The sequence below is a fragment of the Streptomyces sp. BF23-19 genome (assembly GCF_041106355.1).
In the GTDB taxonomy this organism is placed as follows: Bacteria; Actinomycetota; Actinomycetes; order Streptomycetales; family Streptomycetaceae; genus Streptomyces; species Streptomyces virginiae_A.
Genome location: NZ_JBGBPT010000013.1, coordinates 14,030 through 26,823 on the forward strand (window position 1 = coordinate 14,030; position 12,794 = coordinate 26,823).

Below are 12,794 nucleotides of genomic sequence, written 5' to 3' on the forward strand. Positions count from 1 at the left end.
TGACGATGGACACGCAGCACGAGCGCAAGCCACGCGTGCTGGTCATAGCCGGGCGGGCAGGCAAACTCAAGGTGGCCGCGGACGCCGGGTACGAGGTCGTGTACCTCCAGAACCCCCAGCTCTTCGCCGACACCCACCGTGCCCACGTCAGCCAGGCCCTGCTGATGGACTACACGAGGATCGACGAGGTACTGCCCGTTGTCGCGGGGCTGCACGCAGCCGACCGGCTCGACCTCGTCGTCTCCTTCACGGACCCCGGCCTCGAGCCGGCCGCCGTCATCGGCGAGCGACTCGGTCTGCCCGGCAACCCGCCCGCCGTCTCCACCGTCTTGCGCGACAAGTACGCGCTGCGTCGCCTGCTCGCCGACGCCGGCATCGAGGAGCACCCCTGTGCCCGGGTCCGTACGGCCGAGGAACTGAAAGCCTTCTGCACCAAGCACCACTACCCGGTCATCCTCAAACCCCAGGACGGTACCGGCAGCCAGGGCATCCGGCGCATGGACTCGCCCGAGGACGCGGACCGGGCCTTCGCCGACCGGCCCGACTCGGACGGGGCGCTGCTTGCCGAGACCTTGCTGACCGGGATGGAGGTCAGTGTCGAGTCGATCACCCAGCACGGGCACCACCGAGTCATCGCGATCACCGAGAAGTTCATAGACGAGAACTACGTCGAGCTCGGACACGTCGTGCCCGCCCGGATCGCCCCCGGACAACGGGACGCCATCGAGAAGCTCGTCCTGAGCCTGCTGGATGCGGTCGGCCTCGCCGAGGGCTGCGCGCACACCGAGGTCATGCTGACCGCCGACGGTCCGGTGATCATCGAGTCCCACAACCGGATGGGCGGGGACCGGATCTATGAACTCGTCCGGCTCTCCCACGGCACGGATCTCGAGAGGCTGAGCTTCACGCTGCCCCTGGACGCCGACACACTGCCCCCCACCCCCACCCCTACCCGGGCTGCCGCCGTGTGGTTCGTGCGTGCGGAGCCGGGCCGGGTCCTCTCGGTCGACGGCGAGTCCGAGGCCAAGGCGGCCGAGGGGGTGTGCGAGGTCGTCGTCACCACGGGCCCCGGCTCCGAGGTGAACCCCGTACGCTCCAGCGCCGACCGGATCGGGTACGTCATCGCGGTCGGAGCCGACGCCGACGAGGCGCTGGACCGTGCCCGCCGCGCGGCACAGTCCGTCGTCGTCCGGACGGAGGAGGCAGCGTGAGCCTGCATCCTGACGGCGCTCCCGTGCCCGCCGGTGTCACCCACGTCATGGTCGGCTTCGGCGCTGCGCTGCTTCCCGACCTGGACCGGCTGCTGCCGCCCGGCTCACTGCTGATCGTCGAGGAGCCCGATGTGGTCGCGGCCCGCGGCCTCCTTCCCCGGGCGGCCGAGCATCCTTGCGTCGCGGTACTGATCACCGCCCCGATCCACGACGAGGACGACCTGTCGGCCATGCTGGCCGCCGTGCCGCGTCCACCCGCCGTACGGGCCGTCCTGCCTGGCGTCGAGTACGGGGTCTCGGGCGCGGCCGCCCTCGCCGACGCCTGGGGCCTGCCCGGCGCGGGGCCGGCCGCCGCCCGCATCCTGCGCGACAAGGCCCTCCTGCGGGAAGCCGCCGACCGGGCGGGGATCCCGCAGCCCCGCTGGAAGCGGGTGGCGGGGCCGGAGGAGGTGCGAGAGTTCCGCAGCGGTACCCCGGACGGCAGGTGTGTGCTCAAACCCGCCAACCGTCAGGGCAGCCTGGGCGTCCAGCTCCTCGACGCAGCCGATGACCTCGACGAGGCCTGGAAGCGGACGGTGGGGGCGGACGAGCCCAGGTTGCGGGCCCGGCGCCTGCTGCCGACCACCTTCCTCGCGGAGGAGCGGCTCGATGGGCGTGAAGTGAGCGTCGAATGCGTGGTGTCCGACGGCCGGACGCTCTTCCTCAACATCACCGAAAAGCTCGTCCAGGGCGGCCGCCACCCGGTGGAGGCCGGCCACCAGGTGCCCGCACACCTTCTGCCCGCCGCCCCGGAGCGGATCGCAGACGTCATGGAGCAGCTGGTCGAGGCCACCGGATTCCGTACCGGGGTGCTGCACGCGGAGTGGATCCTGCGCGACGGCGAACACCCCCAGCTCGTGGAGTGCGCGGGCCGGGTTCCCGGTGACTGCATCCACGAGCTCGTCGACCTTGCCCACGGCGGCTCGCTCGTCGCCGATTTCCTCACCGTCCTCGGCGGCTCCGACGCGGTGACCCGGCGCACCCCTCGCCGGCACGCGGCGATCCGCTTCCTCGACTGCCCCCCGGGCACCGTCGAGTCGGTCGACGGAACGGAGCACGCCGACGCCGTGCCCGGGGTGATCAAGGTCCACATCGGTGTGGGGCCCGGGGCGTACGTGGGGACCGTGTCGAACTCACACGAACGCGTCGGATACGTCGTCGCCACGGGCGAGAGCGCCGACCAGGTCACCACCCGTGTGGAGCGGGCGGCGGCGTCCGTCCGGTTCCGGCTGGACGCCGACGGCTCGGGCGGCCCCGCGGCCGCTCGCACCGGAACGCCAGGCCACGACTCCACCGGGCGAAGCACCGGCCGGCACGGCGGCGGGGAGCGCTCATGACCGAGCACGTCCTCGTCGTCGGCAGCGGCCGTGATCTGCCGGGCCGGGTCCGTGCCACCGCCCCGGGCACCCGGACCTCTGTGATCTGCCGCCTCGACTACCTCTCACGGCTCCGGGAACGCGCCGAGCACTCCCGTGTCATCGCCGTCCGCCACGACGCGTCCGATGCCGAATGGGTGGCCCTCGCCGCTGCCGCGCACGCGGTGGACCCCTTCACCCGGATCGCCACCTTCGGCGAACGCGACCAGGACCGCTGCGCCGAGATCGGCCAGGCCCTGGGCCTGCGTACCCACACGCCCCGGACGGTCGCTCTGGTACATGACAAGACCGCCATGCGCGCCCGGCTGCGCGCGACCGGTGTGGACCCCACGCCCTCGACCGCGGTTTCCGGCCTTCCCGCCCTCCGCGCCTTCGTGCAGGAAAACGGGCTGCCCTGCGTGCTGAAGCCGGCCCGCGGCTCGGCGAGCGTCGGTGTCGCCGTCATACGTACCGGCTCGGAGGAGGAACTGGCCGCCGCCTACCACCGGGCGGGCGGACACTTCGACGGGGTGTCCGGTACCGAAGTGCTGGTCGAAGGCTTCCACGAAGGACCGCAGTTCAGTGTCGAGGCGTTCTCCGAGGGCGGCGAGCACCAGGTCGTCGCGCTCACCCGTAAATACTCCGACCCGGTGCACTTCGTAGAACTAGGCCACGTGGTGCCCGCTGAACTCAGCCCCGCTCTGCAGGACACTTGCCGTCACCTCGTGGAACAACTCCTCAGCGCACTGGGAGTGGAGTCCGGAGCCACCCACACCGAGCTTGTCCTGACAGCCGTCGGTCCCCGCGTCATCGAGACCCACCTGCGGATGGGCGGCGACGAGATCCCGACGCTGGTGCTGACGGCCACCGGGATCGACCTCAGCGAATACGTGGTCCGCCAGACCGTCGGCGAGAGCGTCCTGCCCGACCTGCGCAAGGCCCTCTCGGTTGCCCCGGTGCCCAGGCGCAGCGCGGCCGTCTGGTTCGCCGCACCACCCGTCTCCGGAGTACTCACCGCAGTCGAAGGAGCCGACCCGGCTCGTCTCACCCCGGACACCGACGAGGTCCGCCTCCTGGCGGAACCGGGCGCGGTCTGCGCCGGACTGGAGTCCTCCGACTCCCGGCTCGCGCTTGCCCGGACCCACGGCCCGAACGCCGAAGAAGCGCTGGCCACCGCGCGTACCGCGCTGGCCGGCCTCGTCTTTCACATCCGGACCGGTCCGGCTACGGAGGAGGCAGTATGACCCACCCGGACCACACCGCGGGCCGGGCGCCGAGCTCCGCGCAGGACGCGCTCCGCGCGACTGCTGCAGACCTCGCCGCCGAGATGAACCGGCACGCCCCTCTGGGCTCCCGCCCGTCCTCCGGCGCCGTGCAGTCCTGGCACCGGATCAGCGGCCGGTTCGCCGAGGGCAGGGTGAGCGACCTCAGCGTCCAGCAGGGCCAAGCCACCTCCGCCAGATACCTCCTGGCCGACGGGCTGCGCCACCGGACGGTCAGCGGCCTCGACCCCAGGGCGGCCCGGTGGGGGGCGAAACCGGCCGCGAACCGTCGCGACCTGCTGCCCGATCCACCCGTCTGGCAGGAGATCCCAGCCGTGCTGCGCACCTTGAGAGCCCTGGAGGATCAGGCCCGCGGCCATGATCCGCGCATAGCCCAGGTGGTCGTGGACTTCGAGCTCAGCGAGCAGGACCTGTGCCTCGTCGCGGGGGAGGGCCTCGGGATGCTCCTGGAGGAACAGCGACTGCTCAGCTACCTCTCGGTCCGGGTCATCGCGCGCCAGGGCGACCGGGTGTCCACCGGCTTCTACACCCCCGGTACCAGCGGCCCGCTCGGCGGGCTCGACGCCCGCGCCTGCGGATCCGAAGTCGCCCGCCGCGCCGTGGCCGGCCTGGAGGCCCGGCCCGCCCCGGTCGGGCGGATGCCGGTGGTCGTCGCGGGCGGCAGGGGAATGGTTCTCCTGCACGAGGCCTGCTGCCATCCGCTCGAGGGCGACGAGGTCGTCAACGGTTCGGTCTACGCGGGGCGGCTGGGCGAGCAGATCGCCTCGCCGCTGGTGACGGTTCGCGACGATGCCACCGTTACGGGCGCGGTGGGCTCGTACAGGTACGACGACGAGGGCGTCGCGGGCGGGTCGACCGGTGTCATCGAGGACGGCAGGCTCGTCGGCTACCTCACGGACCAGGAGTCGGCCGCCCGGCTCGGGACCGCTTCCAGCGGCAACGGCCGGTGCACGACCGTCCTTCAGCCACCGCTGCCCAGGATGACCAACACCTGTCTGGCCGCCGGGACGTCAAGCGTGGCCGACATCATCGCGGACACCCCGTACGGGATCTACGCCGAGCACGTGGGCGGCGGCGAAGTCGTCGAGGCCACCGGCGAGTTCACCTTCAGGGTGACCAACGGCTGGCTGATCGAGAACGGCAGGATCACCGACCCGATCGAGGAGACGACCATCGCCGGTCTCGGAACCGAGGTGCTGCGGGACATCGACGCGGTCGCGGACGACGTGACGGTCGGTGCGGCCAAGTGCGGCAAGTTCGGGCAGTGGGTTCCTGTCGGGGTGATCGGGCCGACACTTCGGGTCGGCTCCCTGCTGGTCGGAGGAACACAGCGATGACGGCGAACGGGAACATGCGCACGCTGATCGAAGCGGCGGCCCTCGAGGACGCGGACTGCGAAGTCTGGACGGCCCACCGGGAAACCGAGGAGGCCGTGTGCCGGCTCGGCGTCGTGGAACGGCGCAGCGACGTCGACTCGGGAACCACCGCGGTCACCGTGTGGCAGGACGGTGCCGAGGGCTACGCGGTACGCGCGATGGCGGACTCAGGAGACCCCGCGCTGGTGGCAACCGCGCTGGCGGTGGGGCGCGCTCTGCCGGAGCGGGTTCCGGCACCGCCGGCGCCGGGACCCGCTCCGGTCCGTTCCGCACGCCCGACCTCCCGGCCCGTACTGGACGACAAGACCCTCGAAGTGGTCCGCCGCCTCAGCGAGGGCCACCCTGGTCTGGAGATCGAACTGCGCGTCCGGGCCGAGCGGACCACCATAGGGCTGCACCGCGCCGGCGGAGCCCCCCGGGGATATGACACCGGGCTCTTCCAGCTCCAGGCCCGCGTGACGGCGACGGCGGGCGGTGTCGGTTTCGTCTCGCACCAGTTGTACGGGGATTGCGCGGCCGAACTCCTCGACCGGGTGGCGAGCACCGACCTGCCCGAGGTGTGTGATCTCGCCGCAACGCTGACCGGAGCCCCGGCTGCCGAACTCGACCACGATGACGTGCTGGTCACCGGCCGGGTGATGGTGAAGCTCCTCTCCCTCGTCGTGCCCGCCTTCCAGCTGGACACCGTCGTCGAGGGCCGATCGCCCCTGGACGGGCTGATCGGGCGTCAGGTCTGCGCGGCCGGGGTGGACCTGATCGACGACCCCGGCGCGAAGGACAATCCGCTCGCCGCCCCCTGGGACGACGAGGGTACGCCCACCCGGACGACCGAGTTGGTCCGCGACGGCATGCTGTGCGGTTTCCTCGGACACCGCCGCAGCGCCCGGCTGGCCGGAGGGGAACACCACGCCACCGGCTCCGGATGGCGGGGCGCGGCCGGTGAGATGCCCCGGGTCCAGCCGAGCCATCTGTCGCTGCGTCCGGGGCCGGCACTCGGCCCCGGGCCGCTGCCCGGACGACGTCTGCTACGGGTCGTCCAGGCGAACGGTGCCCATACCTCCAACGGCATCACCGGTGACTTCGCCATCGGGGCGAACGCGATCCTGGAGTACCCGGACGGAACCCGCCGCAACGCCGGGAACATCACCCTCGCGGGCAATGTCTTCGACCTGCTGCGCCGCCTCGAGGGACACGACGGGGTCGTGCGGACCGCGCGATCGCACACGTCCTTCGTGGCGAGCCCCGGTGTCTGGGCCCGTGGTCTGACCGTGGGCCGATGAAAGGGGCGAAGGAAGTGCGGATCACAGACCTTCCAGAGTTCCGGCTGTTCTGGGCCTCGCAGGCCATGAGCATGCTCGGCACGGCGACCAGCCGCACCGCCCTGCCGTTGCTCGCCGCCACCGTGCTGGCCGCCTCGCCGTTCCAGATGGGCCTGCTGCAGGCCTCGTTGGCGGTCGCATACCTGGTACTCGGACTGCCGGCCGGGGCGTGGATCGACCGGATGCGGCGTCGACCCGTCCTGATGGTGTGCGACCTTGCCCGTGCGCTCCTGATGGTTGCCCTGGCCCTCGCAGCCCTGCTGGACCGGCTCAGCTTCCCGCTGATGATCGCGGTGGGGCTGTTGCTCGGTGTGGCCCGGACCTTCTACGAGATCGCGTACCAGTCGTTCATACCTGCCGTCGTCGGCCGGGCGCGGCTGGTCGAGGGGAACTCCAAGCTGGAGAGCACCACTTCGGCCTCCCAGACGGCCGGACCCGCGGTCGCGGGCGTGCTCGTCCAGGTGGGCGCGGCGGCCGGGGTCGCCGTCCAGGCCGTCAGCTACCTCTTTTCCTTCCTGCTGCTTCTGCGCTTGCGCAAGCCGGAGAGGCTGCCGGAGCGGGCACCTTCCAGGAGCCTGCGCACGGAGATCAAGGGCGGGCTGGTCTTCGTCCTCGGGAATCCCCTGATGCGGGCCGTTGCCGGGTCGGCCGCCACGTACAACTTCTTCTACGCCGTCCAGTCGCCCCTGGTGGTGCTGCTTCTCGTCGGCGAAGTGGGGATCTCGGGGGCTGCGGCCGGCGCGCTGATGACAGTGGGCGGCGTCGGCGGGCTGCTGGGCGCGGCCACTTCGCAGTGGGTCGCCCGACGGGTGGGCCAGGTCCGGGTGATCTGGGTGGCATACGTGACCACCATCCCCCTGGTGATGCTGATTCCGTTCGCCGGGCCGGGCTGGAGGGTACTGCTCTTCGCCGTGCCCTGGTTCACGGCGGCCTACGGCCTGGTGGTCTACAACGTCGCTCAGGTGAGCTTCCGGCAGGCGATGTGTCCGGATGAGCTGCTGGGCCGGATGAACGCCAGTGTGCGCTTCCTGATCTGGGGCATCATCCCGGTCGGCGGAATGGTCGGCGGCGCGCTCGGAGAGTGGCTCGGGGTGCGTGGTGCCCTGCTGGTCGCGGGGGCGGGGATGACTTCCGGCGTGCTGTGGCTGCTGTGCTCGCGCTTGCGGACCATGCGCGGTATGCCGGAGCAGGACCCAACGACGGCACTGGCGAGGGACCTGCCGGCTTGACGTGCGATGCGCTCAGCTTCCTCAGTTGAGCTTGTTCGCGAGCAGATTGAGCTCACTGATGAGGTACCCGGCGTGGGCCCGATTGCGGGCCCCGATGCGCTGCATGATGTCGGACACGTGGCGCTGGCAGGTCCGGGTGGAGATGCCGATCTGCCGCGAGATGCTCTTGTCCTCCTCTCCCTGTACGAGCAGCCGCATAATCTCGTACCTGACGTCGTCGCTGGCCAGCTGGGTCTGCTTCCGGTCGTACGCGGCCGGGAAGGGCGCCGCAGAGAGCCACGAGCGCTCGAAGGTGGCCACCATGAAGTTCACCACGCTGGGCTCGTGGACCAGTACCGCTCCGTTGGGGGCGCCGTGGTGCTCGATGAGCGCGGCCTTGGCGTCGAAGACGATGAGCCGCTGCAACGTACCGGCCATGGTGCGTACTTCGGCTCCCTGCGCCACCAGATCCTCCACGAACGCGACGGTGGGCAGGTCGAACTGTGCCGCGTACTGGTAGATGGTGCGCATCCGCACGCCCCGCTGCAGCAGCTGGGACGTGCGGTGGGCGGACTCGGCGAGTACCTCCATCGGCCGGCCGCCTCCCGGCTGGGAGGTGAGCACTTCGGATCGACATCGGGCGGTCAGCTCCGTGATCAGCTCGCGTACGCCATCGAGGTCCTCGATCAACTCGACGTCCTGGCCGCTCATCCGTTCTAGCAGACTGCCGTCGTAGAGGGGGACCAGCCGGGACAGCTCGCCGTAGAGCCGCTCGACCTCGCGCGTGTGCCGGTTGAGTTCGCGTACCGGCTCACCCAGGAGCAGGGCGCGTGCGCGATCCGGCGGTACCGCCTCGTAGCGGTCGGAGTCGCAGCCGACCCTGCGGATGAGCCGGAAGCGCAGCAGCTGGTCCACGACGTCGTGTGCCTCGGCCGACGTGAACCCTTCCGCGTTGCTCAGGTCCGCCGTCCGAAAGGCCTTGGTGCCCACGGCGAAGCGGTAGGCACGGATGTCGAGGTCTCTGATGGCGGGGAGGCCTATTGCTCCGCCAATGTCCGAAGTTAGCAACTCTGTACCCCTGTCGAGTTGGTGTCAGTCAGAAAGACGATCCTGTCCTGGGGCAGCGGTGACAACCATGCCCCGGTCATGATTGCAACTGTCTCCCGAAGAACTTCGGAAGACGATTCAATTTTTTCGGTTCCATGAGTGAGGAATGCGCGTAGTGAAGCTCATCTGTCGCTGTCTCCGGTCAATTGTTGCCTTCTCCGTCGTTACCGCCGGTATCGCGGTCATGGAGCTCTCCAACACCGGCACGGATCTGGGCTGGGGCTGATTCCCGGTTCATGTCGTCTGGTGAGAGCGATCGAGAGGGGGAGCGAATGTCTGAATCAGGTTCCAGAACCGGGCGCTGGCGTCTCGTCGTCGTCGGGGGAGGTTCAGCCGGCGTCATCCAGGTGCGCCAGGGCGACGTACCACCGCAGGAGATCCTCGTCGTTGCCGAACGGGTCGGCACGGGCATGGCCTTCCTGGGCCGCACCATCCTCCAGTCCTACGCTGACGAACTGATCCTTTCCCGCCGGTCGGGCGAGCTTCAGTCCGCGCTGGCGGTGGGGGAGCTCAGGCCGAACGCGGACGAGTACGACACGTACGTACGGGAATCCCTGCTGCGGTCCGGGGCCTCGGTGACCCTGGCCAAGGTGATGGACATCCAGCGCGACGAGGACGGTTTCGTGCTCAGTCTGCGCACCCCCGGAGGGGTGCGCCGGCAGGTGTACGCGGACGCGGTGGTGCTGGCGACGGGAAGCACTCCGCGCAGGCCGCCGGAGGACTGGCAGGCCGCCGGAGCCATCTCCTACGACACGGTCTACCGAGAGCTGACCCAGGGCAACACCAGCCGCTGGGCCGGACTTTCCGTGGTCATCGCCGGGGCCGGCAATTCGGCCATGCAGACAGCGGGCCTGATGGCCCCCGCCGCCCGTGACGTGACGATTCTCGCCAACAGGTACGTCGGGATGTACCCGTCGGAGAGCGATGACAGGTTCGCCTGGCGGGCCCCGTCGCAGCTCACCTACGAACTCGTCGCCAAGAGCAGCCGGGAGTGCGGGCGCCGCCCCTGGCGCGTGCCGTGCGTACGCCACCTCGTCCACGATTCCCTGGACATGGACGGCGACACGGTCCGCTGGCGCTACCGGAGGGAGGGCAATCTCGGAATGCTCGGCTCCCACTCGCTGCCGGACCGCTGCCGCCATGCGCGGGGAACGGTTGTCTCCGGCGGTGAGGGCGACGAGGTGTGGGAGGAGACCCGCGGACACGACAGCGTCGTCGTATGGGCCACCGGCAGCAACCCCGTCTACCCGCCCGGAGAGCTGCTGGCTTCCCTGTCCCGCGAACCCGACGGCTCTCTGTCCCGGGACGAGTACGGCCGCACGGGTGTGCCAGGTCTCTTCGTGACCGGGGCCTGCGCCGGGCAGCGCTCGGTGAACGACACCGTCCCCGCACGCACCCGCACCCCCCTGGTCGCGGTGCCCCCGAAGGCGGCACCGGAATTCCCCGTCGTGCAGGTGGCGGTGTGACCGCGGGAATCCGGGGTTTCCGGATCCTGGCGGTCGAAGGAATAGACGGTTCCGGGAAGACGACCCTCGTACGGCGAGTCGCCGAGGCGATGGGAAGCGCCGCACGCATGGAACGACTGTCACCGCACATGGGCGGAGTTTTCCGCGAGCTGGTCGACAGCCCTGCCGATTCCTCGGTCCGCTACCAGGACGTCATACCGGGGTCTCTCCGAAGGTTCGCGTATGTGGCCGACGCCATTTCTCAGTTCCACTATTTGGACAGTGCATATTCAGGCCATGACTGGGTCCTCTTCGATCGCTGGCTTCCCACCTACGACGTGTACTGCGAGGGGGAGAGCGTCCACGACGAATGGTGCAGGGAGCTCGCGGGCCTGCTGCCCGTTCCCGACCTCCTGATCCGGCTGCGCACCAGCCCTAAGGTGGCCGCCGGCCGGGTGCGGAGCCGCGGGGACTGGACGGCGGACCACTGGAGCCCGCAGCGGCTCCTGGAGGATCTCACCCGTCTGGACCTCGGCTACGACAGGGCTTTGGCCGAAACACCCCATGTCGTCGTCGACGGGGACCGGGGCGCGGACGCAGTGTACGAAGAGGTCCTCGGGCTTGTGCGGGCCGTCGGGTGAGCGGCCCGCAACCGCCGCGCACCCTCCTTCTCGTAGCCGACGGTTCGGCCTCCGACGCGATCGCGCCGCTCCTCGCCCAGCGGGCCTGGCTGGCTGCGAACGACGTGCGGCTGCTCGTGCACGCCTACGCCGAGGTCACCGGAGGAGGTCTCCCCGCGCTGCCGCCCGACACGGCGGTCGTCCTCGGCTTCCCCCATGCCTTCTGGGACAGCCGGGTCGAGGGGATCCTGTCCGGCCCGTACGGGACGGCGGACTACGCCCAGGCGCTACGCACGCATCTCCTGGACGCCGAGGCCGCATTGGACGAGGCCGTCGCGGGGCAGCCGCGCTATCTCAACTCTCCGCGCGCCATCGCCCGTACGAGGGACAAAGCCGAGGCCCAGCGCACCTTGCGGAGGGCTGGGGTGCCGGTGCCCAGCCTGCTGGACGATCCCCGGCCCGACGACGTGCTGCGAGAACTGGCGAGCGGCACCACCCTCTACGTCAAAGCCGTCTGCGGCTCGATGGGGAAGGGGATGGCGCACCTCGCCCCGGGCCGCTGGCAGACCAACTACCACTACGACGGGTACCGACTGCTGGCCCCGCCGCCTCCTGCGGGAGCGGAAGGCGACTGGGAGCGCCGGGAACAGTGGCTGTTCCAGGACGTCCCGGTCGGTGACCACCGGTTCTTGGAACGGCTCTGCCTCACCCCCGGCTTCCTCTTCGAGCGAGGCATCGGCGGTCCCGGGGACGGATCGGAACGAACCGAGTTCCGGATCACCGTCGCCGGCGGGACCGTCGCGGCCGCCGACGAGAGGCGGGCGCCCGCGCAGGCACTGACGACCCGCAGGGCCGAGGGCGGCGCGAGCCGCCCCTCGGACCCGCATCACCCCGCGGCCGAAGCGGCACTGGCCGCGGCCGAGGCGCTGCACCTGGGCTACGCCGTGTTCGACGTGGTCACCGACGCGGACGGGGCACCGTACGTCGTCGACACCACGGCCTTCCCGGCCACCGGCAGCGCAGCACGACTGTGGCGCCGCCTCCTGGACCTGCTGGTCGTGCGTCCCTTGGCGGACGCCCGGCCGGTTCTGTGAAACACCTCAAACCAGATCTCTGAAGGAGATGTGCTGTGCAGACCCTTGATGACTTCTTCTCCAGCTTGAACGCCGCGGTGAAGTCCACCGACTGCGTGGACAACGACTTCTTCCGCGCCTTCCGCGCACAGCAGCTGGACGTCGACGGCGTGCAGAGGTTCGCCGACCAGTACTTCCTCTACATCCGTACCTTCCCGCAGATCCTGGCCGGGCTGGCGCACCGCGTGGACAACGAGGAGATCCGCCGGGAGCTGGCCAAGACGATCGTCTCCGAGCTCGGCGGCGGCGGCGAGGGGGGCATGGGCCACTACAAGATGTTCCAGAACGCCTGTAGCCCGCTGGGCATCGACATCGCCGAGGCCGGCACGATCGAGTACCTGCCGGAGACCACGGCCCTCGTGGACGGCATCCGCTCCCTGTTCCTCGAAGGCAGTGTCGAGGCCGCCCTGGGCGGTCACTACACCATCGAGCTGAGCGGCCTGCCGATGATCAACAGCTTCTACGAGGGCTTCCGCGTGCTGCCCGGCTCCACCGTGGAGAGCATGGAGTACTTCTACCTGCACCTTCTCATCGAGCGTGAGCACGTGGAGTGGATCCACGCCGCTGTCGAGCAGGCCACCGGCGGTCCGGAGTCCCGCGCGGAGATCCGTCGCGGCGCCCTCCTCATCGCCGAGCTGCTCGGCAACTTCTGGGGAGCCCTGCACCGCGAGATCGTCCAGCAGCCGGTCGGAGCGTGA

11 protein-coding genes are annotated in these 12,794 nt (G+C 70.2%); 10 read left to right on the forward strand and 1 reads right to left on the reverse strand.

What is annotated here, in order from left to right:
• Positions 1-5: 5 nt before the first annotated feature.
• From AB8A24_RS10225 to AB8A24_RS10250, 6 genes are read left to right on the forward strand one after another with little or no spacing between them, the layout of a single operon-like run.
• Positions 6-1,211 (forward strand): ATP-grasp domain-containing protein, encoded by a 1,206-nt coding sequence (locus tag AB8A24_RS10225; RefSeq protein WP_369475373.1) that lies wholly within the window; start codon positions 6-8, stop codon positions 1,209-1,211.
• A complete protein-coding gene (locus AB8A24_RS10230) occupies positions 1,208-2,587 on the forward strand; it encodes an ATP-grasp domain-containing protein (RefSeq protein WP_369475374.1) in 1,380 nt (459 codons plus the stop codon). Before AB8A24_RS10225 ends, AB8A24_RS10230 begins: the two co-directional genes overlap by 4 nt.
• Complete coding sequence (locus tag AB8A24_RS10235) at positions 2,584-3,849, forward strand: ATP-grasp domain-containing protein (RefSeq protein ID WP_328964415.1); 1,266 nt, start codon at positions 2,584-2,586, stop codon at positions 3,847-3,849. Before AB8A24_RS10230 ends, AB8A24_RS10235 begins: the two co-directional genes overlap by 4 nt.
• On the forward strand, positions 3,846-5,225 hold the full coding sequence (locus AB8A24_RS10240) for a TldD/PmbA family protein (RefSeq protein ID WP_328964416.1): 1,380 nt from the start codon (positions 3,846-3,848) through the stop codon (positions 5,223-5,225). Before AB8A24_RS10235 ends, AB8A24_RS10240 begins: the two co-directional genes overlap by 4 nt.
• Positions 5,222-6,544 (forward strand): metallopeptidase TldD-related protein, encoded by a 1,323-nt coding sequence (locus tag AB8A24_RS10245; protein WP_369475375.1) that lies wholly within the window; start codon positions 5,222-5,224, stop codon positions 6,542-6,544. The genes AB8A24_RS10240 and AB8A24_RS10245 overlap by 4 nt, the downstream gene beginning before the upstream one ends.
• 14 nt (positions 6,545-6,558) lie before the next feature.
• Positions 6,559-7,812: an MFS transporter gene (locus AB8A24_RS10250; RefSeq protein WP_328964418.1), complete on the forward strand. Its 1,254-nt coding sequence runs from the start codon at positions 6,559-6,561 to the stop codon at positions 7,810-7,812.
• 21 nt (positions 7,813-7,833) lie between these two features.
• On the opposite strand, the gene AB8A24_RS10255 is transcribed toward AB8A24_RS10250, so the two are convergent.
• Positions 7,834-8,781: a LuxR C-terminal-related transcriptional regulator gene (locus tag AB8A24_RS10255; protein WP_369475376.1), complete on the reverse strand. Its 948-nt coding sequence runs from the start codon at positions 8,779-8,781 to the stop codon at positions 7,834-7,836.
• Between the two features lie 389 nt (positions 8,782-9,170).
• Here AB8A24_RS10255 and AB8A24_RS10260 point away from each other — a divergent pair, with 389 nt between their 5' ends.
• From AB8A24_RS10260 to AB8A24_RS10275, 4 genes are read left to right on the forward strand one after another with little or no spacing between them, the layout of a single operon-like run.
• Entirely contained in the window at positions 9,171-10,364 is a 1,194-nt protein-coding gene (locus AB8A24_RS10260; protein WP_369475377.1) for an FAD-dependent oxidoreductase, read from the forward strand.
• Positions 10,361-10,984: a hypothetical protein gene (locus tag AB8A24_RS10265; RefSeq protein WP_328964421.1), complete on the forward strand. Its 624-nt coding sequence runs from the start codon at positions 10,361-10,363 to the stop codon at positions 10,982-10,984. The genes AB8A24_RS10260 and AB8A24_RS10265 overlap by 4 nt, the downstream gene beginning before the upstream one ends.
• Positions 10,981-12,057, forward strand: coding sequence for a hypothetical protein (locus tag AB8A24_RS10270; protein WP_369475378.1), 1,077 nt, complete (start codon positions 10,981-10,983; stop codon positions 12,055-12,057). Before AB8A24_RS10265 ends, AB8A24_RS10270 begins: the two co-directional genes overlap by 4 nt.
• Before the next feature lie 35 nt (positions 12,058-12,092).
• Positions 12,093-12,794 carry an iron-containing redox enzyme family protein gene (locus AB8A24_RS10275; RefSeq protein ID WP_328964423.1) on the forward strand — a complete coding sequence of 234 codons (702 nt, stop codon included), beginning with the start codon at positions 12,093-12,095 and terminating at the stop codon, positions 12,792-12,794.

What these genes read in the sequence shown, in the direction of transcription:
- AB8A24_RS10235 (WP_328964415.1), top strand. Translation starts at nt 2,584, where the DNA reads ATGACCGAGCACGTCCTCGTCGTCGGCAGCGGCCGTGATCTGCCGGGC.
- AB8A24_RS10240 (WP_328964416.1), top strand. Translation starts at nt 3,846, where the DNA reads ATGACCCACCCGGACCACACCGCGGGCCGGGCGCCGAGCTCCGCGCAG.
- AB8A24_RS10245 (WP_369475375.1), top strand. Translation starts at nt 5,222, where the DNA reads ATGACGGCGAACGGGAACATGCGCACGCTGATCGAAGCGGCGGCCCTC.
- AB8A24_RS10225 (WP_369475373.1), top strand. Translation starts at nt 6, where the DNA reads ATGGACACGCAGCACGAGCGCAAGCCACGCGTGCTGGTCATAGCCGGG.
- AB8A24_RS10260 (WP_369475377.1), top strand. Translation starts at nt 9,171, where the DNA reads ATGTCTGAATCAGGTTCCAGAACCGGGCGCTGGCGTCTCGTCGTCGTC.